General features: G+C 57.5%; 25 protein-coding genes. 4 read left to right on the forward strand and 21 right to left on the reverse strand.

Annotated features, from left to right (window positions below):
• Positions 1-64: 64 nt before the first annotated feature.
• The 8 genes from AW06_RS16925 to AW06_RS16960 all read right to left on the reverse strand — a co-directional run bounded on the left by AW06_RS16925 (position 65) and on the right by AW06_RS16960 (position 10,003).
• A complete protein-coding gene (locus AW06_RS16925; protein WP_034952582.1) occupies positions 65-625 on the reverse strand; it encodes a sugar transferase in 561 nt (186 codons plus the stop codon).
• Positions 626-791: 166 nt separating this feature from the next.
• Complete coding sequence (gene rpoD / locus AW06_RS16930; protein WP_034952585.1) at positions 792-2,738, reverse strand: RNA polymerase sigma factor RpoD; 1,947 nt, start codon at positions 2,736-2,738, stop codon at positions 792-794.
• Between the two features lie 52 nt (positions 2,739-2,790).
• Positions 2,791-4,575, reverse strand: coding sequence for a DNA primase (dnaG, locus tag AW06_RS16935; protein WP_324546110.1), 1,785 nt, complete (start codon positions 4,573-4,575; stop codon positions 2,791-2,793).
• Between the two features lie 50 nt (positions 4,576-4,625).
• A complete protein-coding gene (gene rpsU / locus AW06_RS16940; protein ID WP_034910746.1) occupies positions 4,626-4,838 on the reverse strand; it encodes a 30S ribosomal protein S21 in 213 nt (70 codons plus the stop codon).
• Between the two features lie 156 nt (positions 4,839-4,994).
• Entirely contained in the window at positions 4,995-6,362 is a 1,368-nt protein-coding gene (gene glmM / locus AW06_RS16945; RefSeq protein WP_034952590.1) for a phosphoglucosamine mutase, read from the reverse strand.
• 108 nt (positions 6,363-6,470) lie between these two features.
• Positions 6,471-7,295: a dihydropteroate synthase gene (gene folP, locus AW06_RS16950; protein WP_034952528.1), complete on the reverse strand. Its 825-nt coding sequence runs from the start codon at positions 7,293-7,295 to the stop codon at positions 6,471-6,473.
• A 73-nt stretch (positions 7,296-7,368) separates the two neighbouring features.
• Positions 7,369-9,252, reverse strand: coding sequence for an ATP-dependent zinc metalloprotease FtsH (gene ftsH, locus AW06_RS16955; RefSeq protein ID WP_034952532.1), 1,884 nt, complete (start codon positions 9,250-9,252; stop codon positions 7,369-7,371).
• Positions 9,253-9,382: 130 nt separating this feature from the next.
• Positions 9,383-10,003 carry an SAM-dependent methyltransferase gene (locus AW06_RS16960; protein WP_034952534.1) on the reverse strand — a complete coding sequence of 207 codons (621 nt, stop codon included), beginning with the start codon at positions 10,001-10,003 and terminating at the stop codon, positions 9,383-9,385.
• A gap of 45 nt (positions 10,004-10,048) precedes the next feature.
• Here AW06_RS16960 and AW06_RS16965 point away from each other — a divergent pair, with 45 nt between their 5' ends.
• Positions 10,049-10,402, forward strand: a complete 354-nt coding sequence (locus tag AW06_RS16965) for a YhbY family RNA-binding protein (protein ID WP_034952537.1) — start codon at positions 10,049-10,051, stop codon at positions 10,400-10,402.
• A gap of 68 nt (positions 10,403-10,470) precedes the next feature.
• Here the strand turns inward: AW06_RS16965 and AW06_RS16970 are convergent, their stop codons facing one another.
• The 4 genes from AW06_RS16970 to carA form a co-directional block, all read right to left on the reverse strand.
• Positions 10,471-10,935: a DUF4149 domain-containing protein gene (locus AW06_RS16970; RefSeq protein ID WP_034952541.1), complete on the reverse strand. Its 465-nt coding sequence runs from the start codon at positions 10,933-10,935 to the stop codon at positions 10,471-10,473.
• Between the two features lie 6 nt (positions 10,936-10,941).
• Positions 10,942-11,418 carry a transcription elongation factor GreA gene (gene greA / locus AW06_RS16975; protein ID WP_034952593.1) on the reverse strand — a complete coding sequence of 159 codons (477 nt, stop codon included), beginning with the start codon at positions 11,416-11,418 and terminating at the stop codon, positions 10,942-10,944.
• A gap of 63 nt (positions 11,419-11,481) precedes the next feature.
• Positions 11,482-14,688: a carbamoyl-phosphate synthase large subunit gene (gene carB, locus AW06_RS16980; RefSeq protein ID WP_034952543.1), complete on the reverse strand. Its 3,207-nt coding sequence runs from the start codon at positions 14,686-14,688 to the stop codon at positions 11,482-11,484.
• Positions 14,672-15,823, reverse strand: coding sequence for a glutamine-hydrolyzing carbamoyl-phosphate synthase small subunit (carA, locus tag AW06_RS16985; protein ID WP_034952595.1), 1,152 nt, complete (start codon positions 15,821-15,823; stop codon positions 14,672-14,674). Before carA ends, carB begins: the two co-directional genes overlap by 17 nt.
• 470 nt (positions 15,824-16,293) lie before the next feature.
• Between carA and AW06_RS16990 the strand changes: the two genes are divergently transcribed.
• Together AW06_RS16990 and AW06_RS16995 are read left to right on the forward strand one after the other, a co-directional pair.
• Positions 16,294-16,893 (forward strand): CBS domain-containing protein, encoded by a 600-nt coding sequence (locus AW06_RS16990; RefSeq protein WP_273704829.1) that lies wholly within the window; start codon positions 16,294-16,296, stop codon positions 16,891-16,893.
• Positions 16,894-17,009: 116 nt separating this feature from the next.
• Positions 17,010-18,143, forward strand: coding sequence for a cation diffusion facilitator family transporter (locus tag AW06_RS16995; protein WP_273704830.1), 1,134 nt, complete (start codon positions 17,010-17,012; stop codon positions 18,141-18,143).
• A gap of 54 nt (positions 18,144-18,197) precedes the next feature.
• Here AW06_RS16995 and AW06_RS17000 read toward each other — a convergent pair whose 3' ends face one another.
• Positions 18,198-19,013 (reverse strand): DsbC family protein, encoded by an 816-nt coding sequence (locus AW06_RS17000; protein ID WP_337958804.1) that lies wholly within the window; start codon positions 19,011-19,013, stop codon positions 18,198-18,200.
• A complete protein-coding gene (locus AW06_RS17005; RefSeq protein WP_034952549.1) occupies positions 19,013-20,182 on the reverse strand; it encodes a UbiH/UbiF family hydroxylase in 1,170 nt (389 codons plus the stop codon). Before AW06_RS17005 ends, AW06_RS17000 begins: the two co-directional genes overlap by 1 nt.
• 85 nt (positions 20,183-20,267) lie before the next feature.
• Between AW06_RS17005 and AW06_RS17010 the strand changes: the two genes are divergently transcribed.
• Positions 20,268-20,660, forward strand: a complete 393-nt coding sequence (locus AW06_RS17010; RefSeq protein ID WP_273704831.1) for a hypothetical protein — start codon at positions 20,268-20,270, stop codon at positions 20,658-20,660.
• Between the two features lie 115 nt (positions 20,661-20,775).
• Here AW06_RS17010 and hprK read toward each other — a convergent pair whose 3' ends face one another.
• The 7 genes from hprK to recA all read right to left on the reverse strand — a co-directional run bounded on the left by hprK (position 20,776) and on the right by recA (position 26,335).
• A complete protein-coding gene (gene hprK, locus AW06_RS17015; RefSeq protein ID WP_034952551.1) occupies positions 20,776-21,720 on the reverse strand; it encodes an HPr(Ser) kinase/phosphatase in 945 nt (314 codons plus the stop codon).
• Between the two features lie 2 nt (positions 21,721-21,722).
• Positions 21,723-22,169, reverse strand: a complete 447-nt coding sequence (gene ptsN / locus AW06_RS17020) for a PTS IIA-like nitrogen regulatory protein PtsN (RefSeq protein ID WP_034952554.1) — start codon at positions 22,167-22,169, stop codon at positions 21,723-21,725.
• Positions 22,170-22,272: 103 nt separating this feature from the next.
• Positions 22,273-22,599 carry a ribosome-associated translation inhibitor RaiA gene (raiA, locus tag AW06_RS17025; protein ID WP_034918439.1) on the reverse strand — a complete coding sequence of 109 codons (327 nt, stop codon included), beginning with the start codon at positions 22,597-22,599 and terminating at the stop codon, positions 22,273-22,275.
• Positions 22,600-22,615: 16 nt separating this feature from the next.
• Positions 22,616-24,037 (reverse strand): RNA polymerase factor sigma-54, encoded by a 1,422-nt coding sequence (locus tag AW06_RS17030; protein ID WP_034952557.1) that lies wholly within the window; start codon positions 24,035-24,037, stop codon positions 22,616-22,618.
• 80 nt (positions 24,038-24,117) lie between these two features.
• Positions 24,118-24,852 (reverse strand): LPS export ABC transporter ATP-binding protein, encoded by a 735-nt coding sequence (gene lptB / locus AW06_RS17035; RefSeq protein ID WP_046535332.1) that lies wholly within the window; start codon positions 24,850-24,852, stop codon positions 24,118-24,120.
• 3 nt (positions 24,853-24,855) lie between these two features.
• The gene (gene recX / locus AW06_RS17040) at positions 24,856-25,308 is read right to left on the reverse strand and encodes a recombination regulator RecX (protein WP_034952560.1); all 453 of its coding nucleotides are present in this window, start codon (positions 25,306-25,308) and stop codon (positions 24,856-24,858) included.
• Between the two features lie 10 nt (positions 25,309-25,318).
• Complete coding sequence (gene recA / locus AW06_RS17045; protein WP_034952563.1) at positions 25,319-26,335, reverse strand: recombinase RecA; 1,017 nt, start codon at positions 26,333-26,335, stop codon at positions 25,319-25,321.
• Positions 26,336-26,337: the final 2 nt, after the last annotated feature.

The raw sequence follows: 26,337 nt of genomic DNA on the forward strand, positions 1-26,337 counted from the left end.
CGCGTGTGTCTAAACTTCAGCTTCAAAAGTGATGGCAAGTCCGTCTTGCTTGCCCGACCGACCGTCAATGCGATACCCCTTCGCCATGCAGGACCTTGGCGAAAGTCATCCATAGTATCCGGATATCGAGCCATAACGATTGGCGTTGCAGATACTCGCTATCGAGCTCGACCTTTTGGGCAATGGGCAGTTCATCGCGACCGTTAACCTGTGCCCAACCGGTCAACCCCGGCAGCAACTCATGCACCCCGCGTTCGCTACGCAGGGTGATCAAATCGTGCTGGTTATACAGGGCTGGGCGTGGCCCGACAAAGCTCATGTCGCCCACAAGAATGCTCCACAACTGAGGCAGTTCGTCGAGGCTGGATTTGCGCAGGAACGAGCCCACTGGTGTCAGGCAAGCCTGTGGATCGGTCAACAGATGGGTCGCCACGGCCGGGGTTCCAACCCGCATGCTGCGGAACTTAGGCATACTGAAAATCCGGTTGCCCCGTCCGACGCGATCGGACCAATAGAGCACGGGTCCGGGCGAGGATAATTTGACCAACAGAGCGACCAGACCAGCAGGGAGCAACAGCAACACCGCCGCCAGACAGGCCAGTAACAAGTCAAAAAGGCGCTTGATTTGAAAACGTTTCATGGGCATTTTAGCCCTGCTGGAAACGGCGTAGCGACGGCGATGGTGCTTGCCTGCGCGCAGGAAGCCACAATGACGCCATCGACACGTCGAATGATGCCTACTACCTATCTACCGTGGTATGGCATACGCCGCAAAGCGTCTTTGCCTTCGGCTAGCCATTGCCGTTATCCAGAAAGCTGCGCAACTTGTCCGAACGTGATGGGTGGCGAAGCTTCCGAAGCGCCTTGGCTTCGATCTGACGAATACGCTCACGAGTCACGTCAAATTGTTTACCGACTTCCTCAAGGGTGTGGTCGGTATTCATTTCGATACCAAAGCGCATGCGCAACACCTTTGCCTCACGCGGAGTCAGGGTGTCCAGCACATCCTTGGTGATGAAGCGCAGGCTCGAGTAGAGGGCAGCCTCGGTCGGTGCGAGCGTCGCATGATCTTCGATGAAATCACCAAGATGTGAGTCGTCGTCGTCGCCGATCGGCGTTTCCATCGAGATCGGCTCCTTGCTAATCTTCAGGATCTTGCGGATCTTCTCTTCCGGCATCTCCATCTTCTTGGCCAGCGTTGCCGGATCGGCTTCAAGGCCGGTTTCCTGCAGAATCTGTCGGGAAATGCGATTCATCTTGTTGATCGTCTCGATCATGTGCACCGGAATGCGGATGGTTCGTGCCTGATCGGCGATTGAGCGAGTGATCGCCTGGCGGATCCACCAGGTTGCATAGGTCGAAAACTTGTAGCCACGTCGATATTCGAATTTGTCTACAGCCTTCATCAGACCAATGTTGCCTTCCTGGATGAGATCGAGAAATTGCAGGCCGCGATTGGTGTACTTCTTGGCAATCGAGATTACCAGTCGCAGATTAGCTTCGGTCATTTCCCGCTTGGCACGGCGCGCCTTGGCCTCACCGGTAGACATCTGCTTGTTGATGTCCTTCAACTCGCGCAACGGAATGCCAATACGGTCCTGCAGAGCAAGCAATTTCCTCTGTTCTTCCTTGATGTTCGGGGCGTTGCGTGAGAGGATCGCGCCATAGGTCTTGCCGGCCGCAGCGATCTCGGCGTCTACCCAGTCAATGTTGAGTTCATTGCCAGGGAAAACCTTGATGAAATGCGCCCGCGGCATGCGCACCGTATCGACACAGATTCGTTGGATCTTACGTTCGCAGGTTCGCGCTTCATCGACCATCGCACGCACCGAGTCGCACAGGCGCTCAATGGTCTTAGAAGTGAAGCGAATACCCATCATCTCTTCCGAGATCTGCTGCTGGAGCTTGAGGTAGGTTTTATCCTGGGAACCTTTCCTGGGCAAGACTCCATGCGCTTGTGCGTAGTACGATCTTATCAGTTCAAGGCGTGCAAGCCCTTCGGTCTTGAGTTTGAGCAGCGAGGCGGCAGCAGCCGCACCCTCAACCGCCTCGCCGCCTTCCTCCTCATCTTCCTCATCGTCCTCAGCCACTTCCTCTACCAGCTCTGCCAGAGAGTTATCAATTTCAGGGTCGATCAGCCCATCGATCAATTCATCGATGCGCATTTCATCGCGTGCAATCTTGTCGGCGCAGCCGAGGATCTCGGCAATCGTTGTCGGACAGGCAGAGATCGCCTGGATCATGTGCTTGAGGCCATCTTCGATACGCTTGGCAATCTCGATTTCGCCCTCACGGGTCAACAACTCGACGGAACCCATTTCGCGCATGTACATGCGCACCGGATCGGTCGTCCTACCGAACTCGGAGTCCACGGTCGACAGCGCTTGTTCAGCCTGCTCTTCGACATCGGCATCATCTGCGCCGGCCGCCGGAGCGGCGTCCGACATCAGCAGCGTTTCGGCATCCGGTGCTTCATCGTAAACCTGGATGCCCATGTCGTTAAAAGTGCTGATGATGCTTTCTATCTGCTCCGCATCAACCACATCGTCAGGCAGGTGGTCATTGATTTCGGCGTAAGTCAGAAAGCCTCGCTCCTTGCCGAGTTTGATCAGCGTCTTAAGACGCATCTTGCGCGTCTCGTCGTCAACCGGTACCGGTTGGTTCCCGACCTGCGCCAAAAGGTCTGCCGCTGCCTTGGCTTTTGCCACCTTCGTAGTCACTGCCTTTTCCCTTACCATGCCCATTTCCCAAATAGCGTTAGACTGGAAAAATTTTTGATTGTATCACCCCTCATGCTCCGGCCCCGCCCCGCCCGCTTGCCGTCAACGCCGCCAGGTATTGACGCTTTTCTTCACCCGACAGTCCGCTCACACCAAGCTTCCGAGCCTTCTCCTGCAAGCGCTTGAAGGCTCGTTTGTTCGCGCCTTCAAGCAGCTGCTGGACCGCACCCGTAAATTCAGCGTCAATCTGGTCTTCGGCAAAGGACTCTTGCATAAGTTCAGCCGCGGCTGCACGCAGAACGTCCTCGCATTCGCTGCCTCTAAGTCTTTCGATCAGTGTCGGGTAGGCCAGCCGCTGGGTGCCGGCAGCCGCAATCGTTTCACATAACAGACGTACTGCCATGGCTTCAGTCGAGTTGTCGGGAAGCAGGTCGAGTGGCAGGCATGAGGCCAGTTGCGGTTTCTGGAGCAATAGCCGCAACAATGGCCGCAACAGCGATGGTGCTTGGCGCGGAGCCCTTGCCGGCGCTGGCGGCGTCAACGATCGCAAATCGCACAGCCGCTCAACCTCGGCCTGCGAAAAGCCGCTGGCCTGTGCCAAGCGCTTGACCAATTGCAGACGCAGGAACGAGGACTGCAGACGGCCAAGCAGTGGTTTGGCATCAACGACCAGCCTTACATTGCCTTCTGCAGTGCCCAGCTCGCAGCGCGCCGACAATTCGCTGAGCAGGAAATCGGAGAGCGGTGTTGCCTGTCGGATCAACCGCTGAAAAGCCTCGCCGCCGTGTTTGCGAATAAAACTGTCGGGGTCCTCGCCATCGGGGAGAAAGACAAAGGCAATGCTTTTCTGTTCAGTCAAAGCCTCCAGACTGTTCTCCAGGGCTCGCCACGCTGCCTTTCGTCCGGCAGCATCGCCATCAAAGCAAAAAACGATGCGCTCAGCTTGCCGCAGCAGCTTCTGTACCTGCATGCCCGTGGTGGCTGTACCGAGTGTGGCAACGGCATTGCCCGTTCCATGCTGCGCAAGCGCCACGACATCCAGATAACCCTCGACGACAATCACCGTATCGTGCTCGCGAATCGCCGCGCGTGCTTGCGGCAGTCCGAATACCTCGCGGCCTTTCTCGAACAGGGGCGTCTCAGGGGAGTTCAGATATTTCGGCTCGCCCTGTCCAAGCACGCGGCCGCCGAAAGCGATCACCTCGCCCTTCTGGTTGACAATCGGAAACATCACTCGCTCGCGAAAACGGTCGTAGAGACGCCCTCGTTCATTGCTGATCACCAGGCCCGCCAGTTGCAAGTCAGGACTGCTGTAATCATCGAAAGCAGCGGCGAGGTTCTGCCATCCGTCTGGTGCATAACCAAGACCAAACCGGCGAGCGATTTCACCGCTGACCCCCCGATTCTTGAGGTAGCTGATCGCCGTTTCGGATCGTTTGAGTTGCTCGTAGTAATATTTCGCAGCCCTCGCCATCCTTTCGGCAAGCACCTGCGATTTCGGAGCTTGCGCTGGGGCGTGACTCTGTTCATCGGGAAGAGGCATGCCGGCTCGTCCAGCGAGTTCGTTGATGGCATCAACGAAGCCAAGGCCAGCATGCTCCATAAGAAAGCTGATCGCGTTGCCATGCGCGCCGCAACCAAAGCAGTGGTAGAACTGCTTGCTCGGGCTGACCGTAAAAGAAGGCGACTTTTCACTGTGGAACGGGCAACAAGCAGCAAAGTTGGCACCCGTTTTCTTCAGCGGCAAGTAGCCGTCGATCAGGTCGACCAGGTCGATGCGATACAGCAACTCCTGAATGAAAGTGTCCGGGATCAACTTGGCTCCCTTGAACAGCCACAGTTCCAGAAGCGACAATAGCCGCCCGTCTGCAGACGGGCGGCTATTCAGGCAACGCCAATCCTGGGTCAGTACATCTTGGGCGGCAAGGTCTGGCTGCGCATCCGTTTGTGATGACGTTTGACCGCTGCGGCCAGCTTACGCTTACGTTCGGCGGTGGGCTTTTCGTAGAACTCGCGAGCCCTCAACTCGGTCAGCAAACCGGTTTTCTCGACGGTTCTTTTGAAGCGGCGGATGGCAACTTCGAACGGCTCATTTTCCTTGACGCGAATAGCAGGCATCGATTCTTCCCAAGTTTATAAACACCACAATATAGAGTTTAGCCGCTTATTATAAACGTAGTTGCCACGGAATTCCAGGGTGCTTTTAAAGAATTACGATGTCGATGTCCTGTTTCAGGTTAACTGCCGAAGTTCACAAATTGCGGCATGACCGGTTCACGAAGAGACAGCTTCCCGCACAGCGGCCGCCAGCTTCTCAGCAGCTCGGTAGACCGTCGCCGAGTCCTGGCCCTCGACCATCACGCGCAGCAGCGGTTCAGTCCCCGAAGCACGCAGTAGTACCCGCCCACGGCCATTAAGTTCATTCTCCACCTCGCGCTGCGTCGATCCGATCAGCGGGTGGTCTTTCCAGGGGAATCCCTTGCTCAACGCTACATTGATCAGTTTTTGTGGATAGAGCTTCAGGTTTCCGAGGAGTCGTTGCAGATTACCTCCTTCTTCGCGCAATACAGAAAGCACCTGCAGGGCGGAAACGATGCCATCGCCAGTGGTGTGCCGGTCAAGGCAGAGAATGTGCCCCGAATTCTCACCTCCATAAAGCCAGCCCTTCTGCCGCAGCATGTCCATCACGTATCGGTCACCAACATTGGCACGGACAAAAGGCACCTTGAACTCGGCCAGCGCATGCTCAAGGGCGAGATTACTCATCAGCGTACCCACGACACCGGCGACGTTGCCCTGGCGCAACCGGCCCCGCACCACCGCAAACAGGAGTTGATCACCATCGTAGATATTGCCGACTGCGTCAACCATCATCACCCGGTCTGCGTCTCCGTCAAGAGCAATCCCGAGGTCGGCGCCTTGCGCAACAACAGCGTCACGCAAGGCAGCAGGTGCCGTCGCGCCGACATCCTGGTTGATGTTGAGACCATTCGGCTCGCTGCCGATGCTGGTCACCTCGGCGCCCAACTCGTGGAAGACATGCGGTGCGATGTGGTAAGCCGCGCCGTTTGCGCAATCGACCACGATTTTCAACCCCCGCAGGTCCATCTCAAACGGAAAAGTGCTCTTGCAAAACTCGATATAGCGGCCATCAGCGTCATCGATTCTCCGTGCCCGGCCAAGACCAGCCGAAGGCACACAAGTCAGCGGTTCGTCGAGCGCTGCTTCAATCTCCGACTCCATGTCGTCGGGCAACTTGGTGCCCCCTGCCGAGAAGAATTTTATTCCATTATCATAGTAGGGATTATGGGAAGCGGAAATGACGATGCCCGCCTGCAAGCGCAGGGCCCGCGTGAGGTAAGCGATAGCAGGCGTGGGCATTGGACCAACCAGGCAGACATCGACACCGGCTGCAGAAAACCCGGCTTCCAGAGCGGCTTCCAGCATGTAGCCAGAAATACGCGTATCCTTTCCGATCAGAATCGCCGGGCGCTCTCCCGCTTTCACATGGCTGCGCGCCATGTCGCGAGCGGCGAGCACCCGTCCTGTGGCATGCCCGAGACGCATGACGAAATCCGGCGTGATCGGGATTTCCCCAACACGACCGCGCACGCCGTCAGTCCCAAAATACTTTCTTGTCACGATTTTCTCTCCCTCTGAGCGCAGATGAGTCGACGTCTGTTGAATCATTGCTATTCTACGCAAACACTGGAGAAGCGACTGTCAAGTAAGGCACAACCACTGCACGGATTATTGATTTTCCAGCGCGAGCCAGATGGCCAGGGCGTCGCGTGTCTGCGCGACGTCGTGAACACGCAACAGCCGCGCACCACGCTGCGCGGCCAGCAAAGCGGCGGCGACGCTGGCCGCCAGGCGGTCTTCGACCGTCCGCGAAGTGATGGCGCCGAGCATCGATTTGCGTGATATGCCCGCCAGCACAGGCAGTCCGATCACCGTAAACTCAGCGAAGCGACGCAGCATTTCGAGGTTGTGGTGCAATGCCTTGCCAAAGCCAAACCCCGGATCAAGGACCAGACGATCACTCGCTATCCCGGCAGTTCTTGCCAGATTTACACGGCTCTGAAGGAAATCCCGGACCTCGGTGACGACGTCGGTGTAGACGGGATTCTCCTGCATCGTCAATGGCTCGCCGCGCATGTGCATCAGACAGATCGCACAGTCGCTATCGGCCACCGCAGCAAGCGCGCCGGGCATGCGCAGCGCGTAGATGTCATTGATCATCGAAGCACCGTGCAGCAGTGCTGCGCGCATCACTTCAGGCTTGTAGGTATCGACGGAAATCGGCACCCCACAGCCAGTCAGGGCATCCAGCACCGGCAGCAGGCGTCCAAGTTCAACTTCGACACTCGTCGGCACTGCGCCTGGACGAGACGATTCGGCTCCGATATCGAGCATCTCCGCCCCTTCCCCGATCTGTCGGTGGGCATGCTCGATTGCCTTTGCAGTGTCGCTCGCCAAACCGTCACCGGAGAATGAATCCGCTGTCAGATTGACGATCCCCATCACTAGTGGACGGGCTAGTGAGAGTCTATGATCCCCGCAGCGAAGCAGCATCGGAAAAGTGGCACAAGTGTCAGATCGACCCCCTACCGCAGGCCCTGTGGCCGTGGCTTGTCACTACGCCCACTCAGGCCGGTGCGGTTGCGCTGGGCGCAGCATCTGGCGCATTGTGGTCCGGCTTGTTTGACGACGACGCCTGCGGCTGCTTGGGTGGGCGTGGTGGCTTGCCTTCCATTATGTCGTTGATCTGGTCGGCGTCAATCGTTTCCAGTTCGAGCAATGCCTCAGCCATCGCCTCGACCTTGTCGCGATGCTTATCGAGCAATCGACGTGCCAATGCATACTGCTCGTCAATGATTCGGCGGATTTCCGCGTCGACCTTCTCCATCGTTGCTTCGGACATGTTTTTGTGAGTGGTTACCGAGCGCCCAAGGAAAACTTCACCGTCGTTTTCCCCATAAACCATCGGACCAAGCGCGTCGGACATGCCGTAGCGGGTGACCATGTCACGTGCCATTTGTGTTGCCCGTTCAAAGTCGTTCGAGGCACCAGTGGTCATCTGGTTCATGAACAGCTCTTCAGCGATGCGCCCACCGAACAGAACGGCAATCCGACTCATCAGATAGACGCGGTCGTAAGCGTAGCGATCCTCTTCCGGAAGTTGCATGGTCAAACCGAGCGCACGACCACGAGGGATAATGGTCACCTTATGCACAGGATCGGATTTCGGCATCAGCTTGGCGACCACTGCGTGCCCGGATTCGTGAAAAGCCGTATTGCGCCTCTCGTCCTCGTTCATGACCATGCTGCGACGCTCGGCACCCATCATGATCTTATCCTTGGCCTTTTCGAAGTCTTCCATGTCAACCAGGCGCTTGTTGCCACGTGCTGCGAACAGCGCAGCTTCGTTGACTAGGTTGGCCAGATCAGCCCCGGAAAATCCGGGTGTTCCACGGGCAATGATGTCCGCCTTGACGTCTGGGGACAGCGGCACCTTGCGCATATGCACCACGAGAATCTGTTCGCGCCCACGGATATCGGGAAGAGGGACGACCACCTGCCTGTCGAAACGTCCCGGGCGCATCAGAGCCGGGTCGAGCACGTCGGGACGGTTGGTGGCGGCGATCACGATGACCCCGACACTGGCCTCAAAGCCATCCATCTCGACCAGCATCTGGTTGAGCGTCTGCTCGCGTTCGTCATTGCCGCCTCCAAGTCCAGCGCCACGCTGACGACCCACCGCATCCAGCTCATCGATGAAGATGATGCAGGGCGCATGTTTCTTGGCGTTTTCGAACATGTCGCGAACGCGCGCCGCGCCGACACCTACGAACATCTCGACAAAGTCGGAACCAGAAATCGAGAAGAAAGGCACCTTGGCCTCACCGGCAATCGCTTTGGCGAGCAAAGTCTTGCCGGTACCGGGATTGCCAACCAACAGCACGCCCTTCGGGATACGCCCACCGAGTTTCTGGAATTTCGACGGATCGCGAAGGAAATCGACGAGTTCCGAGACCTCCTCCTTGGCCTCGTCGCAACCGGCCACATCAGCAAAGGTGATGGTATTGGTTGACTCGTCGAGCAGCCGTGCCTTGCTTTTGCCGAACGAGAACGCGCCGCCGCGTCCGCCGCCCTGCATCTGGCGCATGAAGAAAATCCACACACCGATCAAGAGCAACATCGGGAACCAGCTGACGAAGATGCTCATCAGGAACGATTGCTCTTCCTCAGGCTTGGCCTCGATCTTGACCCCATGTTTCAACAGGTCGGAAACCATCCATAGATCCGGTGGCGCGTAGCTGGTCAGTTTGCGGCCGTCAGTCGTCGTTGCCTTGAGCACACGCCCCTCGATGACCACCTTGGCGATCGTTCCCTTCCCCACTTCCTCAATGAACTGTGAATACTCCATCGACGACTGGGTTACCTGACGATTATTGAACTGGTTGAACACTGTCATCAAAACGAGACCGATCACCAGCCAGACTGCCAGATTCTTGAACATGTTATTCAATGCTTCACCTCTTCCACGTTGCCTGGTCCGGGATTTCTCGCGAAACCTTGCCATTCCTCAAGTTCACATTCATTTATACATTCTAAACTGATTCGTGCCCACTGAAGCAAAAGCATATCGATGCACATGCTCACGCTTTTAAGGTCCTGCCCAGCAGATATACTTCCCGACTGCGATCGCGCGATGCGCCCGGCTTACGCACGGATACCAATTCGAAATTTTTTCGCATCTCCAACATGAAATCGGTAAAACCATCACCCTGGAAAAATTTGACCAGGAAAGCGCCGTCTGGTTTCAGCCAGTTGCGAGCAAACTCCAGAGCCAGTTCGGCGAGGTACGTGCCGCGGGCCTGGTCGCAGGCAGGGATGCCAGATATATTAGGCGACATGTCGGAAAGAATAAGCCCGACTTTCTCACCTTCCAGCAGTTTTCCGAGAACATCGAGCACTTCCTGCTCGCGGAAATCACCCTGGACAAAGGTTACACCGCGCAAAGGCACCATCTCCAGCAGATCGACGGCGATGACGTGACCTCGGCCATGCATCCTCTTCGTGGCGACCTGCGACCAGCCGCCTGGGGTCGCCCCCAGGTCAACGACCACGTCTCCAGGGTGGATAAGACGGTCCTTGTCATCAATCTCGACCAGCTTGTAGGCGGCACGCGAGCGGAAGCCTTCAGCCCTCGCCCGCTGCACATAGGCATCGTTTACGTGCTCACGCAGCCAGGCATTGCTCGATCTACTTCGATTCATTCGCCGAAAGCCGTTAAAATGGGGGCTTCAAAAAAGGTATCCTGCATGCTCAACCTCAGTTCTGACGAACGCCGTGCCCTGCGTGCCCGTACGCATTCCCTGCATCCTGTGGTCTCGATCAGCCATAGAGGTCTCTGCGAGTCGGTCGTCAAGGAGATCGATGCCAGTCTCGCCAGTCACGGACTGATCAAGATCCGGGTCTATCACGATGACCGGGAAGTTCGTGAGGACTTCCTCTTGACACTTTGTGAGCAGCTCGACGCAGCGCCAGTCCAGCATATCGGCAAACTGTTAGTGATCTGGCGTCCGACGGCGGAAAAGTCAGCCCAGGCTGCACGTTCCAGACCCGTTGATCGGCGCTCCAGCAAGCGCAGCTACCAGAGCAGTTCGGAGCGCTGATCCTGCTGCAACGCGAGATCGCCGGAGAAGTGCCCTCCCGGACAGTGCGTGTCTCGCAGCGAGTGACCTTATCGGCCACTACGCCCGCCACTGGTCACAAGCAGCAAGCCAAGTAAGCTTTGGACAAGGTAGAGAATACTGGAAACGCCATGCCAGGCGGCGAAGCGGTTCCGCAGCACGCTCTCCATCACTTCGCGCGGCAAGGCGTCGGCTTTGAGCTGCGCCAATAGCGGCTGTAATCCAAACAGACTGACCGCGGTGAGCACGAACATCAATAGCAGCAACCAGAAGCGCCAGCGCCGCATGACCACACTACCACTACGCAGCAACATGAACGACAACAGGTAGATCGCACAAACCAGGCCCACCCAGCCAATCAGTTCGAAGAGCCTGCCAGCGAGCATGCCTGCCGTTTGACGGTCGCCACTCAACGCGACGAACAGCGTCGGAGCCACAACATAGCCAATCGCCCACAGGCCGCCAACCCAGAGGGTCAGCGCTACATCGTACAGAGCATCCGCAAGGCGTCGCATGGTCGCCTATTCGTAGCGGACTTCGATGATTTCGTACTCGCGAACACCACCGGGAGCCTGCACCTCAGCGATGTCGCCGGCAAACTTGCCGATCAGTGCACGGGCGATCGGCGAGTTGATCGAAATCTTGCCCTCCTTGATGTCGGCCTCGTCCTCGCCAACAATCTGATAGCTGACGCCAAGGCCAGTTTCCTGATCCTCGAGATCGAGCGTTGCCCCGAAAACGCAACGCCCGTCGGCGTCGAGTAGCTTCGGGTCGATGATCTGTGCATTGGCGAGTTTGCTCTCGATTTCCTTGATGCGACCTTCGACGAATCCCTGCCGTTCCTTGGCGGCATCGTACTCGGCATTCTCCGAGAGATCACCGTGCGAACGCGCCTCTGCAATCGCTGCGATGGCGCGTGGTCGTTCGACGGTTTTCAGATTATGCAGTTCTGCGCGAAGTTTCTCGGCACCATTGACGGTCACAGGTATTTTGCTCATCTCATTCACTGCCAAACCGCCGACTCCCACCCGATCGGTGGATTCGACGGTTCCATGGGTTAACTAATTCAGTTGTGCGTGCAAATCCTGGATCGGATAGACGACCAGTTCGCCACGATTCCTGATCCCATCCGCGGCCGCTTCGGCACCCCAGATCGTCGTGTAGATCGTCACCCGTGCCGCCAGGCCAGAGGTACGGATCGAGCGAGAATCGCTAATGGCCTTGCGCTTTTCGTCCACGGTATTGATGATCAGGACAATCTCGTGGTTCTTGATCATGTCGACCACATGTGGACGCCCTTCGGTCACCTTGTTCACTGCTGTGACGGCAATTCCCGCAGCTGCAATTGCTGCTGCCGTACCGCGCGTGGCAATCAGCGTGAACCCCGCCGCCTGCAGTTCGCGAGCAATATTCACCGCCTTCGGCTTGTCCGACTCCTTGACGCTGATGAACACCTGTCCCGAATTCGGGAGGCGAACGTTGGCCGCCAACTGGCTCTTGACAAAGGCTTCGGAAAAGCTGAGTCCAACTCCCATCACCTCACCAGTCGACTTCATTTCGGGGCCAAGAATGGTATCGACGCCGCGGAACTTGGCGAAGGGAAAAACGGCTTCCTTGACCGAGAAATAATTCGGGACGATTTCCTGGGAGAGTCCCTGGCTGGCAAGCGACTGCCCGACCATGCAACGGGCAGCGATCTTCGCGAGCTGTAGCCCAGTGGCCTTGGAAACAAAAGGGACCGTACGCGATGCTCGGGGGTTGACTTCAAGGACAAAAACCCTCCCCTTCTGGATCGCGAACTGGACGTTCATCAGACCGCAGACCTTCAGTCCCAGGGCCATCAGCCGCGTCTGCCGGCGCAGCTCGTCCTGCAACTCGGCGGACAACGAATACGGTGGCAGCGAACACGCCGAATCACCGGAATGCACGCCGGCCTGTTCAATATGCTCCATCACCCCTCCGATGAGGACCTCCTGGCCATCGCAAAGGGCATCGACGTCCACCTCGCAGGCATCGTTCAGGAAACGGTCGAGCAATACCGGTGAATCATTGGAAACCTTGACCGCTTCACGCATGTACCGTTCAAGGTCGCGCTCCTCATGGACGATTTCCATCGCCCGGCCACCAAGCACATACGACGGACGAACCACCAAGGGATAGCCAATCTCGGCTGCCAGGCGCAACGCCTCGGGCTCGGTGCGGGCAGTACGGTTGGCCGGTTGTCTAAGGCCAAGATCCTGAAGCAGCTTCTGAAACCGCTCGCGATCCTCGGCGGCGTCGATCATGTCCGGGCTGGTACCGATGATCGGTACACCGTTGGCCTCAAGATCACGCGCCAGCTTGAGCGGAGTCTGTCCGCCATACTGGACGATAACCCCTAGCGGTTTTTCCACGGCAACGATTTCCAGGACGTCCTCAAGCGTCAGTGGCTCGAAATAGAGGCGGTCGGAAGTATCATAGTCCGTGGATACCGTTTCCGGATTGCAGTTGACCATGATCGTCTCGTAACCGTCGGCACGCAGCGCGAGCGCCGCATGCACGCAGCAATAGTCGAACTCGATCCCCTGCCCGATGCGATTCGGACCGCCCCCAAGAACCATGATTTTTTTCCGGTCGCTGGGTTTCGCCTCACACTCATCCTCATAGGTCGAGTAAAGGTAAGCGGTATCGGTGGCAAACTCGGCTGCACATGTATCGACACGCTTGAAGACCGGACGAATTTGCAGGGCATGGCGGAGCTCACGAACAGCCGTCTGCGTCGTCCGCATCAGGGTCGCCAACCTTTTGTCGGAAAAGCCGGCACGTTTGAGACACCACAATTCGTCGCGTGACAGAGAGGCGAGTGGCCTGCCGCGGATACGTTCGGCCTTCCTGTAAAGATCCTCGATCTGCGCCAGAAACCACGGATCAATTGCTGTCAGCCGATGAATCTCGTTCAGGTTCAGACCAATTCGGAAGGCGTCGGCAACGTACCAGAGACGCTCCGGGCGCGCCTCGCTGAGCGCCATCTCGATTTCCTCGCGGTCGACGCTGTGTTCATCGAAGCCATCGACGCCGATCTCGAGGCCGCGCAAGGCCTTTTGCAACGATTCCTGAAAAGTTCGCCCGATGGCCATGACCTCACCCACCGACTTCATCTGCGTGGTCAGCCGCGAGTCGGCATCGGGGAATTTCTCGAAGGCGAAACGAGGCACCTTGGTGACCACATAGTCGATCGACGGCTCGAAAGAGGCCGGGGTCTTGCCACCAGTAATGTCATTGGCCAGTTCATCGAGCGTATGACCTACCGCCAACTTTGCCGCCACCTTGGCAATCGGGAAACCGGTGGCCTTTGACGCCAGGGCCGAAGAACGCGAAACACGCGGGTTCATCTCGATGACGATCATCCTCCCGGTCTGAGGACAGATCGCAAACTGGACATTCGAGCCGCCGGTATCGACACCGACCTCGCGCAACACCGCGATCGAGGCGTTGCGCATGATCTGGTATTCTTTGTCGGTCAGCGTCTGCGCCGGTGCCACGGTAATCGAGTCGCCGGTGTGCACTCCCATCGGGTCGAGGTTCTCGATCGCACAGACGATTATGCAGTTGTCTTTGCGATCGCGCACCACTTCCATCTCGAACTCTTTCCAGCCGATCAGTGACTCTTCGATCAGCAACTCGCTGGTCGGGCTGGCTTCAAGTCCGCGTTTGCAGATTTCGACGAATTCTTCCTGGTTGTAGGCAATGCCGCCACCCGAACCCCCCATGGTGAACGATGGCCGGATGATTGCCGGATAGCCGATCATCGCCTGTACCTGCAGCGCTTCCTCCAACGAGTGCGCCATCGCCGAACGAGCCGATCCGAGACCGATGCGGGTCATCGCCGCCTTGAACTTCTCGCGGTCCTCGGCCTTGTCGATGGCTTCCCTGGTGGCCCCAATCATCTCGACGCCAAAACGCTCGAGAACACCATGCCTGGCCAGATCAAGGGCACAATTCAGCGCTGTTTGTCCACCCATGGTCGGCAGCAGCGCATCAGGTCGCTCCTTGGTGATGATCTTTTCGACGACTCTCCAGTTAATCGGCTCGATATACGTGACATCCGCCATTTCCGGGTCGGTCATGATCGTGGCTGGATTGGAGTTCACCAGGATCACCCGGTAGCCTTCCTCGCGCAGTGCCTTGCAGGCTTGCGCCCCTGAGTAATCAAATTCGCAGGCCTGTCCGATGACGATCGGACCGGCGCCGATGATCAGAATGCTCTTGAGGTCAGTGCGTTTGGGCATGTTTCGCCTTTTCGTCTTGCATCATCTTGACAAAGCGGTCGAACAGATAAGCGATGTCGTGCGGCCCAGGACTGGCCTCCGGGTGACCCTGAAAGGAAAAAGCCGGCAGGTCGCTACGCGCCAAACCCTGCAGTGATCCGTCGAACAGCGACATGTGCGTTGCCAGCAGGTTTGCCGGCAGGGTATCGGCGTCCACCGCAAAGCCGTGGTTCTGACTGGTAATCAGGACCTGCCCAGTCTGGAGGTCCTTGACCGGGTGGTTGGCGCCGTGATGGCCAAACTTCATTTTCATCGTCCTGGCGCCCGAGGCAAGCGCCAGCAACTGGTGACCCAGGCAGATCCCGAACATCGGTACGCCTCTGGCAAGGATTTCGCGGATCGCCGTGATTGCGTAATCACAAGGCTCTGGGTCGCCAGGTCCGTTCGAAAGGAACACGCCGTTCGGCTTCAGCTTGAGGACTTCTGCCGCAGTGGTCTGCGCTGGCACCACTGTCACCCGGCAGCCACGCGCGGCCAACAAACGCAGAATGTTGTGTTTGACGCCAAAATCGTAGGCAACGACGTGCCACAGCGGCGCCGGCGCAGCGACATAGCCGCCCAAGCGCCATGGCCCACCGGCCCAATCGTAGGACGACTGAACGCTGACCACCCTGGCAAGGTCCATCCCGGCGAGACCGGGGAAGGCCACTGCTTCGGCACGCGCGCGCCGGTCATCGACCTCGACAGCCATGATGCAGCCCGCCTGCGCGCCCTTTTCCCGCAGCAAGCGTGTCAGCTTGCGCGTGTCGATCCCGGCAATCGCAACGATGCCATGTTTCTGCAGATACTCTGGCAGCGTCTCCTGCAGGCGCCAATTCGCTGCCCGAACCGGCAGGTCACGAATCACCAGCCCTGCGGCATGGTTGCCGGGCGATTCGAAATCCTCGGCATTACAACCAACGTTGCCGATATGCGGATAGGTCAGGGTGACGATCTGGCGACAGTACGAGGGATCGGTCAGGATTTCCTGATAGCCAGTCATCGCCGTATTGAATACGACTTCGCCGCTGGTACAGCCTCCGGCGCCGATCGCCAGGCCGCGGAAAATCGTGCCGTCGGCCAGTGCGAGAATCGCGGGCGGAAGAGAGGGTAACAAGGACACGAAAGACTCCTGTGGTGGCTGCGGTGGAGTTTGCTGCCAGCCCAAGCTGTAGATACGCAAAAGCGGGACGGGCACACAGCCCTCCCGCTCGGTTCTTTGCAAGCCGCAGGATTGTACCGGAAAGAGCCCCCCTGTTGGGCAATTCGAAGCTGGCCGCCCAGGGTAAATTTGTTCACTTCGAGAGATGAGGGTTACAGGAGACGAAAGACCCCTTTGGTGACTGAGGTGGAGTGTGCCGCCAGAGCACGCAATAACGGAACGAGCACAGCCTTGGTTCTTTGCAAGCCGCAGGGTTATACTGGAAAAAATCCATTTTGTTAGGTAATTCAAAGCCGGTCGCGGCAAAGCCCAGCCGTCCTCGACGCCACACTGCAAGAGCCTGCCGCCAGCGCAGCCAGTGCTTGTCAGAAGTGCGGCACAGTGCTTTAATCATCGCATGACCATTGATCAGAAGGAATCCGGAAATGCCAGATACTCGCTTCAAGCCTTTGCCCTGGACCCGGCTCAAGAGAGGCGTCCCCTGTTACCTCCCGAGAATGGCAAAAACGGCCGCTCCGGTTGATGCCAATTATCCGGCGCTGCGAGTCATGACCGATTTTCAGCAAATGACGCCGATCACGATTGCGCGCGATGCCTCGCTTGACGATGCCAACAGAATCATGGCGCTGTGCCATGTGCATTATCTGCTGGTGGCCGACGGGCAGCGGCAGTTGCAGGGGATCGTCACCGAAGCCGGGACCAAGGGCCACCGGCCGCTGGCCGTGGCCCATACGCTGGGCGTCCGTCCCGGCGAACTGGTAGTCGGGGATGTGATGATCAAACAACACGATGATGTCGAAGTGATGCATCTCAGAGATGTGCACACGGCCAGAGTTGGCAACGTCGTGGCGACCCTGAAGGAATTGGGAACACCTTATTGTCTGGTCGTAGACCACGATGAAGAAGACAATCACATCCTCTGTGGCATCTTTTCCCTGTCCAAGATCGAACGTGAGATGGGACTTGCGCAGTCAACAGAAATCGCACAGACCTTCTCGCAGGTCGTGAGTTCGCTCGGCCATTGAACAGAGCCCCGCCTGCTCTCGACCCGCTGCCGAGAGGTTTATCAGAAAGCAACCAGTTCATGGGCAGCCGTAACGACACACCTGAAATCTCATTCGACGACCCAGGGCGGCATGGTATGGCACAGCGTGTCACCTGGATCAGTGTGGTAGTGAATATTTTCCTGACCGGCGCGCAGGTTGTCGCCGGCATCATGGCACATTCCCAAGGTTTGATTGCCGACGGCCTGCATTCGCTATCCGATCTGGTCTGTGATTTCCTGGTGCTCTTCGCCGCTCACCACAGCAAGGATCCTGCCGACGAACGCCATCCCTATGGCCATGCCCGCATTGAAACGGCGGCATCGTTTGCACTTGGCGCGATTCTGGCAGTCACTGGCGCCGGCATCATCTGGGGCGCCGGGGTGAAACTGCAAAACCTCGACAACCTGCCGCCAGTCCAGCAACTGGCGTTATGGACGGCAATCCTTGCACTGGTGGCGAAGGAGGGTCTGTTCCGCTACATGCTGCATGTCGGTGAGCGCCTGCGCTCGCCGATGCTGATCGCCAACGCTTGGCATGCCCGCTCCGACGCCGCTTCGTCACTGGTGGTGGCCTTGGGAATCGTCGGCAATCTGATAGGCTACAATTTTGCCGACTCGGTGGCCGCAGTGATCGTCGGCTTCATGATCGTCCGGATGGGCGTGGTGTTCGCCTGGGATGCCGTCCTGGAACTGATCGACACCGGCCTGTCGGTCGAGGAAGTTGACAGCATCCGTCAAGTGATCATTGACACTCCCGGGGTCAGGAATCTCCACGAACTGCGAACCCGTCGCATGGCGCATCGCTCACTAGTCGATGCACATGTCTGTGTCGATGCACGCATCAGTGTTTCGGAAGGGCACCGTATAGCCGAAATGACCCGCAAGCGCATCCTCGACAGCCACCCTTCAGTTTCAGATGTTCTCGTTCATGTCGACGTCGAGGACGATCTGGATCATGACAGCCAACTCCAGAGTATGCCCGACCGCAGCGAACTGATGACGGAGCTGGCCCCCCTCCTCAGCGATCTTCCGGAACCCCGGCGAGTCATCCTGCACTATCTCAATGGCCGTATTGAAGCCGAGTTACTCCTGCCTCGCCAGTCCCTTGGCGACCTTACCGCGGTCAACAAGGCTGAGCGCGAAATCGCCAGGCAGCTGGCGGAGTACCCGCTGATCAGTTCTCTTTCGATCAACTACGGTCGGCAGATTTTTCCCGTTAAAGGTCACTGAATACCGTTATTCTGCAAGCGTCGGTTTTCCGTGTCTCCGCCGATCGTGCATGCGCTATCTGCCCTGGGCCTGAACTTGCGAGAGCTTCTGTTCGATCCTGGCCAGCGGCACGGCTCCGGGAATCCGCTCTCCGTCCGCGAAGAAAACCGTCGGCGTACCGTTGATCGCCAACTTGCGGCCGGTCTCGATGGTTTTCCTGACCGCGGTGGTATCGCAATCCCCTTTGCCTGTGGGAGCCTTGCCGTCGACCATCCAGTCATTCCAGGCCTTGGCCTTGTCAGCGGCACACCAGATTTGGTTGGATTTCTCCAGTGAATCCGGCGATAGGATCGGATAAAGGAAGGTGTAAATCGTCACGTTGTCGAGCTTGACGATGTCCTTGGCCAATTTCTTGCAGTAGCCGCAATTCGGGTCCTCGAAGGTGGCGAAAACACGTTTGCCATCACCACGCACCTGCTTCACCGCCAGCGTCAACGGCAAGTCAGAAAACTTGATTGCGGTCAGCTTCTGCATCCGCTCGTCGGTCACGTTTTTCATCGTCTGGGCATCGATCAGAGCCCCCAGGAGCAGCACTGAAACCTTCTCGTCGGTGTAGACGATCTGGCCATCGACGTAGACTTCGTAGAGACCCAGGTATGGGGTCTTGGTCACGCTGCTAACCGCACGTTCCAGTTTACCTTCTACCGCTTTCTTGACGCTGGCTTCGTCCGCTGGGGCAGACTGTTTAGTTACCTCTTTTTTAGGGCTCGCTGTCGTTGCTTTTTTAACGCCGGCTTCGCCCGCGAGAGCAGACAGACTGAGAACTGAGGCGAGTGCAAACGGTACGAATCGTGTATACATCGGTAATTTCTCCGGATAAGAGGGAGGCATCAGAAAGCGCCAATGGCGTAGCGCACAAGTAGATTTTTTAGGACTGGCAAAGCATTGGTCAGGTTCATTCCGAAATTGCGCAACGGCTTGAGTCCGGGAAAGGTTTGCCGGAAGAGCTGGTGCAGGGCATGCGTAACGGTTTGCATGACCAGTGTTTCCTCGCGCCTCTGTCGTTGATAGCGAGCCAGCAGGCGCTCGCTACCGATATCCTGCCAGTCCGGCGTGGCTACCAGCAGACCGGCTAGCGCCTTCGCATCCTGGTAGCCGAGGTTGATACCGTGCCCGGAAAGCGGGTGAATGCCATGTGCCGCGTCACCAAGCAGCGCCAGCCGCGGGGCAACGATCTGTGGCACCTTCATCAGGCGTAATGGAAAGGCTGACGCAGGAGTCAGCAACTGGAAAGCGCCCAGTTCGTCATTGCCGGCGGCGGCAACCCGACTGCATAGTTCCTCGGCTGGTAGTGCCAGCATAGCCCGCGCGTTTTCATCAGGCGTAGACCAGACGATGGAGAGACGATGGCCCGCCATCGGTAGCCAGGCCAGCACCCCGTCTTGGCGGAACCATTGGCGTGCAATGCCATGATGCGGACGCTGACACTCGAAATTGGCGACCAGTCCCATCTCGCCGTAGGGCGTATTGATCGCCCGCAAGCCCAGAACTTCACGGACCCAGGAATCTCGTCCATCCGCGCCGACGAGCAGCCTGGCAGACAGCAACCGACCGTCGCCAAGGGTCAGCTGAGCGGCCCCAGAACCCATTTCCAGGACTTTCGGTAAGGCCGGGCAAAGCAGGGTAAGATTGCCCTGACGTTTGATACTTTCCCAAAGTTCACAAGCCATCCGCGATGATTCGAGAATCCAGCCGAGTTCTGGTACGCCAGCCTCGTAAGCCGAGAAATCGAGTTCTGCATTCCTATCGCCAAAGATTTTCATTGCTGAAATTGGCGCCATGCGCTCTGCTGGAAGGTGCTTCCAGACACCGATTGCCCGCAGGAAGTCCGCATTGGCCGGGGAAATCGCGTAGACACGCATATCCCAGCCCGCTGCAGGCAGCGGCGGGTGCTGCTCAACCAGGGCAACCCTGAGGCGCGTGTCACGCAGTGCACAGGCCAAAGAAAGACCGGCGAGGCCGCCACCAACGATAAGGACGTCGAAATCCGTGACTTGCATGCGGTAAAACCCAGGTAATTGAAAAATGGTTCTGTGCACGATCGGGAATTTACAAGCGTGGCCAAGGATGCTAGAAGTTCACATCATGAACTCATCCACCACCTCTACTGGTCACGGCTATTTTCCAGCGATCGTTTGTGTCGAGTGTGATTCACCCATAGATGCCCTGATTGCTTTATGCATACCACGCCACGAGGCGATGGATCTGGTTGCCGCTTCCTGGAAGGAAAGCGATTCGCCTTGTCTGGTTGCCACCCTTGACGGTGGTCGCCCGGTCGTCGTGTTGCGCACGCCGGAAGGTCGCTGGGCAGCCTGCCATGCGTTCTTGAATGATCTCTACGCCACGCATCAGGAGGCCGATAGGCGCCTGGCCAGACTGCTCAAGCGCCACCGCAATGGTTACGTGGCTTGCCTTCGGTTGATGAACTCGCCCGCAGATCACTGGCCGGGCCTGGCTCACCTTGACTTGCCGTCGTAGCTAATCAGCCTGACGAAGTACCGCCAGGAGCTAAGGCAAGGGCAGCCACTGCGATTACGGCTTTTATCGAGAGTGTACTCCTTGAAGGTGGGGAAGTCCGGTGATTAAGCCATTGCTACAAGTCGTCGTCCAGGAGCGCCTGCTGCTGGCGGTTAATGAAATCTCCCATGCTGTCGATGCCGCGAAGCTGAAGAATACTATTGCGTACCGCAGCCTCGAGAAGAACCGCAATGTTTCTCCCGGCAGCAACCGGAATGACCACTTTACGTACGGGCACGCCAAGAATTTCCTGGTTTTGCGCGTCCAGAGGCAGACGCGGACCATCCGAACCACTGATCTGCTTTTGCAAATGGGCGATCAGCTTCAGTTTCATCTTCCGGCGTGAAGCAGTTTCCCCGAAGATGGTGCGAATGTTGAGGAGGCCGAGTCCACGTACTTCAAGATAGTCCCGCAGCATGCTCGGACAGCGTCCTTCAATCGTGGTCGGTGCGATACAGGCCAGCTCGACGACATCATCGGCAACCAGACCATGGCCGCGCGAGATCAGTTCCAGAGCAAGTTCGCTCTTGCCGACTCCAGAATCGCCGGTAATCAGAACACCCATGCCGAAAACATCCATCAGCACGCCGTGCACTGATGTCGAACCAGCCAGCCGACGGGAAAGATAGAGGCGCAACAGTTCGATTACTGCCGAGCAGGGTTTCGGACTAACAAACAGGGGCGTCTGCGTAGCCTCGCAGGCATCATGAATCGCCGGCAGAATTTCAAGGTCGTCAGCAATGATCAGCGCCGGAGGCCTGGCAGCCATCAGTTCCTTCACCTGCGAACGCAGACGCTCCGGAGTCACGCGGTAGCCCCAGGCTTGTTCGGCACGACCGATCACTTGTAGTCGCTCCGGATGAATCAGATTGAGGTGGCCAACAACGTCAGCGCCAAAATAGCCCTGTTCCTTGAGTTCGATCGATCGGTCAACGCCGACGGCAATGACCCAGGAAAGCTTTAGTTTGTCGCGGTGATCCTCATAAAGCTGGGCTACACTGGATTGACGCCGGGCGTTCATACTCAATCGGCAAAGAGCTGAAGAATGCCACTTGGGTTGGCAGCCCTGGAAAGGGCTTCGCGACAATTGCGATCGGAAAAGTGCTGTGCCAGTTCAGAGAGGATTTGCAGGTGTTGCTCGGTCGCAACTTCCGGGACAAGCAGGACGAACAGCAGCGAGACCGGCTTGCCGTCGGGAGAATCAAATGGTACCGGCGCAGCAAGTCGCAGGAAGGCGCCCGTGGCATCTTTCAATCCCTTGATCCTGCCATGTGGAATCGCTACTCCCTGACCGAGACCAGTCGAGCCGAGCTTCTCACGTGCAAACAGACTGTCGAACACCGTGCTGCGGGCGATGCCGAGATAATTCTCGAAAAGAAGCCCTACGTGTTCAAAGACGCGTTTCTTGCTGCTCGCGTCGAGATCAAGAATGATGTTTTCAAGGGGTAGTAGTTGGGTGATCTGGCTCATACGACAAAAACCCGAAAAAGCGGACTTGGATTAAATTAATCAAGAGAGGAGGCGCACGGACCAGCGGGTTTACCGCCTGGTCCATGCGCAGACTACCCTCACATCACTCGGCAACGATATGGTCTGTAATCTTGTTTCCGCGATGGTGGTCCTGTAACTTCTGCTTGTACTTCTGAACCTGACGCTCCAGCTTATCAACCAGACCATCCACTGCCGCATAAAGGTCTTCGTCTACGGACTCCACATAGACATCCTTGCCAGCGAGATGGACTGTCACTTCGGCCTTCTGGTTCAGTTTGTCCACCGACAGAATCACGTTTACGTCTATCAGGTTATCAAAATGACGAATGATTCGTTCGAGCTTGCCGGTGACATAATCGCGTAGGGCCGGGGTGATCTCGAGACGGTGTCCACTGACTTGCAGATTCATGATGTGACTCCTTCTTCTAAATGGACTTGCGTAAATTGACCGGCGGGATACTGAGCGCTTCACGGTATTTTGCAATTGTTCGCCGTGCCACGACAATGCCCTGCTGACCAAGAACCTCGGATATCTGGCTATCCGAGAGAGGCTTGTTAGGCTCTTCAGCGCTGATCATTTGCTTGATCAATGCGCGAATGGCCGTTGCCGAACAGGCCCCGCCAGCTTCCGTGCTGACGTGGCTGCCAAAAAAATATTTCAGTTCAAAAATCCCGCGCGGGGTCGCCATGTACTTCTGAGTCGTCACCCGAGATATGGTTGATTCATGCAGCCCCAGGGCTTCGGCAATCTCGCGCAGGACCAGTGGCCGCATCGCGACCTCTCCGTGATCGAGAAACTGGCGCTGACGTTCCACAATAGCCTGCGCCACACGCAGTATCGTGTCAAACCGTTGCTGTACGTTCCTGATCAGCCAGCGAGCTTCCTGGAGTTGCCCGGCGAGGCCCGATCCACGCTGTCTGGATAGAATCTGTGCGTAGAGACTGTTGATCCGCAGTCGCGGGAAGGCGTCGGCATTGACATTGACCGACCACTGTCCGCGGACTTTTCGAACTACCACATCAGGGGTGATGTAACGGGTTTCAGGACAGGCGTATGCGGCTCCAGGCCGTGGATTCAGGCTGCAGATCAGTAAATGTGCAGCGCGCAGGGCATCGTCCTCACAACCCACCAGCTTTTTGAGCTTTGGGAAATCATGGCTGGCCAGCAGTTCCAGATGTTCGCGCACGATCTCCTGTGCCAGAGTACAGGTGTCATCAACCGGCAGCGCCTCGAGTTGCAGCAGCAGGCACTCCTGCGCGCTGCGCGCGCCGACGCCGGTCGGATCAAAGCACTGCAGATGATTGAGCGCGATCCGCAACTCTTCCGGTGCAATCTCCAGTTCGACGGGCATGACTTCAAGCAGTTCATCGAGCGACTGGGTCAGGTAACCGTCATCGTCCAGTGCTTCCACCAGGCAGCGAACCAGAACGCTGTCACGATCGGAGATCTTCATCAGACCAAGCTGCCACAACAAGTGCTCGCGCAGCGAGACCGTGCTTGCCTGGATGTCCTGATAATCGCCTTCGCCGTCTTCGTCATCGAAGGAACCGGAGGCACCAAAGGAAGCAGGATGATCGTCCAGCCAGCCTTCGTCTTCAGCAGATGGGCGCTCAGCTGGCGTGTCGCCCCCCTCTGTTCCCGGAAAAACGCCCTCTCCACTTTCGCCATGCGCCGCAGCAAGCGTAGGGTACTCCTCTGCCCGTTCGAGCAGCGGGTTATCAAGCAGGTACTTTTCCAGTTCGTGTTCGAGTTCGATCGTCGACAACTGCAGCAATCGGATCGATTGCTGCAGTTGCGGGGTCAACGCAAGATGCTGCGAAAGCCTGAGCTGGAGGGATGGTTTCATATACGGAACCGGGTAAGCCACCGCATTGGCAAGGAAGTTGCCCGTCTGGTTCTCGAATTATGGCTGAAGGGTCGTCGGGTTCAGAGGCGAAAATTCTCACCCAAGTACACCTTTCGAACATTTTCATTATAAATGATTTCTTCCGGCCGGCCAGCGGCGAGGACACTCCCTTCGTTGATGATGTACGCGTGGTCACAGATGCCCAGTGTTTCGCGAACGTTGTGGTCAGTAATCAGCACCCCGATCCCCCGTTCCTTGAGAAAGCGGATGATCTTCTGGATGTCGAGCACAGCGATCGGGTCGACACCGGCGAAGGGTTCGTCGAGCAGAATGAAACGTGGACCACTGGCCAAGGCACGTGCGATTTCAACTCGCCTCCGTTCCCCTCCGGACAGGGAAGTCGCAGGGCTGGCGTGCAAGTGGCTGATGTGCAACTCTTCGAGCAGATCATCCGTACGGCCTGCAATTTCATCTGCCGACAACTTTTGTAATTCGAGCACAGCTCTGATGTTCTCGCTGACCGTCAGCTTGCGAAAAACGGAAGCTTCCTGCGGAAGGTAAGAAACCCCCAGGCGGGCGCGCTTGTGTATCGGCAAGTGAGTCAGCTCTTCGCCGTCGAGATGAACGTCGCCGCCATCACAGGCGACAAGGCCAACCACCATGTAGAAACATGTCGTCTTGCCCGCACCGTTCGGACCGAGCAACCCGACCACCTCTCCGCTGACCACGTGGAAGGAAACATCATAGACCACCGTACGGGACTTGTAGCGCTTGTGAAGGTGATGGGTTGACAGTGTGCTTTGCTGGTCTGACATGGCTCAATCGTCTTCAAGAGTGGCGCTGCTGCTCAGCAAACGCCGAATGGTCTCACCCGAAAATCCCCGCCCGGCCAGGAAGCGAATTTTCCGAGCTTGCTCGGCAACATCACCAACATCAGCCAAGCTGCCAAAGCGCCGCTGCCAGACCCGGCGCGCGCGCGTCAATTCGTCTTCTCCAGCGGCCAGTGTCGCGCTTACCAGTTCGGCAGCCACTCCTTTGGAACGGAGTTCGTACGCCAGACGCGCGTCACCCAGGCGCGGCGCTCGCGAATTGCGCCGCGCTTCCGCGTAACGTTGATCGGAAAGCAGATACCTGCTCGTCAGATCATCGAGCAGGGCTTCCAGCTGCTCCGACGATTCAGCAAAGGGCGAAATCTTGTGTGATAGTTCCTGACGTGTGTATTCACGGCGGGCGAGCAAGCGCAGAGCACGTTCGCGCAAAGCGTCCTGCATCGTCGGTCACTTATGAAGCGATGATCGCGGCAGAGGATGGGGCTTTCACCGCGGCACGGATTCTGGCCTCGATTTCCTCCGCGATTTGCGGCTTGCTCCGGAGATATTCGCGGGCATTGTCCTTGCCCTGGCCAATTTTCTCGCCATTGTAGGCGTACCAGGATCCCGACTTGTCGACCAGTTTGTGCAGCACACCGAGTTCGATGATCTCGCCTTCACGCGATGTTCCTTCTCCGTAAAGGATATCGAATGTGGCTTCGCGGAAAGGTGGAGCGACCTTGTTCTTGACGACCTTGACCCGAGTTTCGTTGCCAATGACTTCATCACCCTTCTTGATGCTGCCAATGCGGCGGATGTCGAGGCGCACCGAAGCGTAGAACTTGAGGGCGTTGCCGCCGGTGGTGGTTTCTGGACTGCCGAACATGACGCCGATTTTCATTCGAATCTGGTTGATGAAAATGACCAGGGTATTGGTACGGTTGATATTGGCCGTCAGCTTGCGCAGCGCCTGGCTCATCAGACGAGCCTGCAAACCGGGCAGCGAGTCGCCCATTTCGCCGTCGATCTCCGCCTTTGGTACGAGGGCTGCAACCGAATCGATCACCACCACATCGACACTGGCCGAACGCACCAGCATGTCAGCGATTTCCAAAGCCTGTTCGCCGGTGTCCGGCTGGGAGATGAGCAGTTCATCAAGATTCACACCAAGTTTCTGGGCATAGCCAGGGTCGAGCGCATGCTCGGCATCGATGAAGGCGGCCGTCCCTCCGAGTTTCTGCATTTCAGCAATCACTTGCAGGGCCAGGGTCGTTTTGCCCGAGGATTCCGGGCCATAAATCTCGACCACGCGGCCACGCGGCAAACCACCAATACCAAGTGCAATATCGAGTCCCAGCGAACCGGTGGAAACGACCGAGATGTCGGTCACGACGCTCCCATCACCCATCTTCATGATCGAGCCTTTGCCAAACTGCTTTTCGATCTGTGCCAACGCAGCAGCCAGCGCCTTCGACTTGTTGTCATTCATTG

Origin of the sequence: Candidatus Accumulibacter cognatus, from assembly GCF_000584975.1 — a bacterium.
GTDB classification, from domain to species: Bacteria; Pseudomonadota; Gammaproteobacteria; order Burkholderiales; family Rhodocyclaceae; genus Accumulibacter; species Accumulibacter cognatus.

Excerpts from the sequence above, each read along its gene's own strand:
- AW06_RS16965 (WP_034952537.1), top strand. The coding sequence starts at position 10,049 with ATGCTCAACCTCAGTTCTGACGAACGCCGTGCCCTGCGTGCCCGTACG.
- ptsN (WP_034952554.1), bottom strand. The coding sequence starts at position 22,169 with ATGAGCCAGATCACCCAACTACTACCCCTTGAAAACATCATTCTTGAT.
- greA (WP_034952593.1), bottom strand. The coding sequence starts at position 11,418 with ATGAGCAAAATACCTGTGACCGTCAATGGTGCCGAGAAACTTCGCGCA.
- hprK (WP_034952551.1), bottom strand. The coding sequence starts at position 21,720 with ATGAACGCCCGGCGTCAATCCAGTGTAGCCCAGCTTTATGAGGATCAC.
- AW06_RS16995 (WP_273704830.1), top strand. The coding sequence starts at position 17,010 with ATGGCACAGCGTGTCACCTGGATCAGTGTGGTAGTGAATATTTTCCTG.
- AW06_RS17010 (WP_273704831.1), top strand. The coding sequence starts at position 20,268 with ATGAACTCATCCACCACCTCTACTGGTCACGGCTATTTTCCAGCGATC.
- recA (WP_034952563.1), bottom strand. The coding sequence starts at position 26,335 with ATGAATGACAACAAGTCGAAGGCGCTGGCTGCTGCGTTGGCACAGATC.
- lptB (WP_046535332.1), bottom strand. The coding sequence starts at position 24,852 with ATGTCAGACCAGCAAAGCACACTGTCAACCCATCACCTTCACAAGCGC.
- AW06_RS17000 (WP_337958804.1), bottom strand. The coding sequence starts at position 19,013 with ATGCCTCCCTCTTATCCGGAGAAATTACCGATGTATACACGATTCGTA.
- rpoD (WP_034952585.1), bottom strand. The coding sequence starts at position 2,738 with ATGGTAAGGGAAAAGGCAGTGACTACGAAGGTGGCAAAAGCCAAGGCA.
- AW06_RS16960 (WP_034952534.1), bottom strand. The coding sequence starts at position 10,003 with ATGAATCGAAGTAGATCGAGCAATGCCTGGCTGCGTGAGCACGTAAAC.
- AW06_RS17005 (WP_034952549.1), bottom strand. The coding sequence starts at position 20,182 with ATGCAAGTCACGGATTTCGACGTCCTTATCGTTGGTGGCGGCCTCGCC.
- rpsU (WP_034910746.1), bottom strand. The coding sequence starts at position 4,838 with ATGCCTGCTATTCGCGTCAAGGAAAATGAGCCGTTCGAAGTTGCCATC.
- AW06_RS16970 (WP_034952541.1), bottom strand. The coding sequence starts at position 10,935 with ATGCGACGCCTTGCGGATGCTCTGTACGATGTAGCGCTGACCCTCTGG.
- AW06_RS16990 (WP_273704829.1), top strand. The coding sequence starts at position 16,294 with ATGCCAGATACTCGCTTCAAGCCTTTGCCCTGGACCCGGCTCAAGAGA.
- recX (WP_034952560.1), bottom strand. The coding sequence starts at position 25,308 with ATGCAGGACGCTTTGCGCGAACGTGCTCTGCGCTTGCTCGCCCGCCGT.
- raiA (WP_034918439.1), bottom strand. The coding sequence starts at position 22,599 with ATGAATCTGCAAGTCAGTGGACACCGTCTCGAGATCACCCCGGCCCTA.
- AW06_RS17030 (WP_034952557.1), bottom strand. The coding sequence starts at position 24,037 with ATGAAACCATCCCTCCAGCTCAGGCTTTCGCAGCATCTTGCGTTGACC.
- folP (WP_034952528.1), bottom strand. The coding sequence starts at position 7,295 with ATGCTGCTTCGCTGCGGGGATCATAGACTCTCACTAGCCCGTCCACTA.
- carB (WP_034952543.1), bottom strand. The coding sequence starts at position 14,688 with ATGCCCAAACGCACTGACCTCAAGAGCATTCTGATCATCGGCGCCGGT.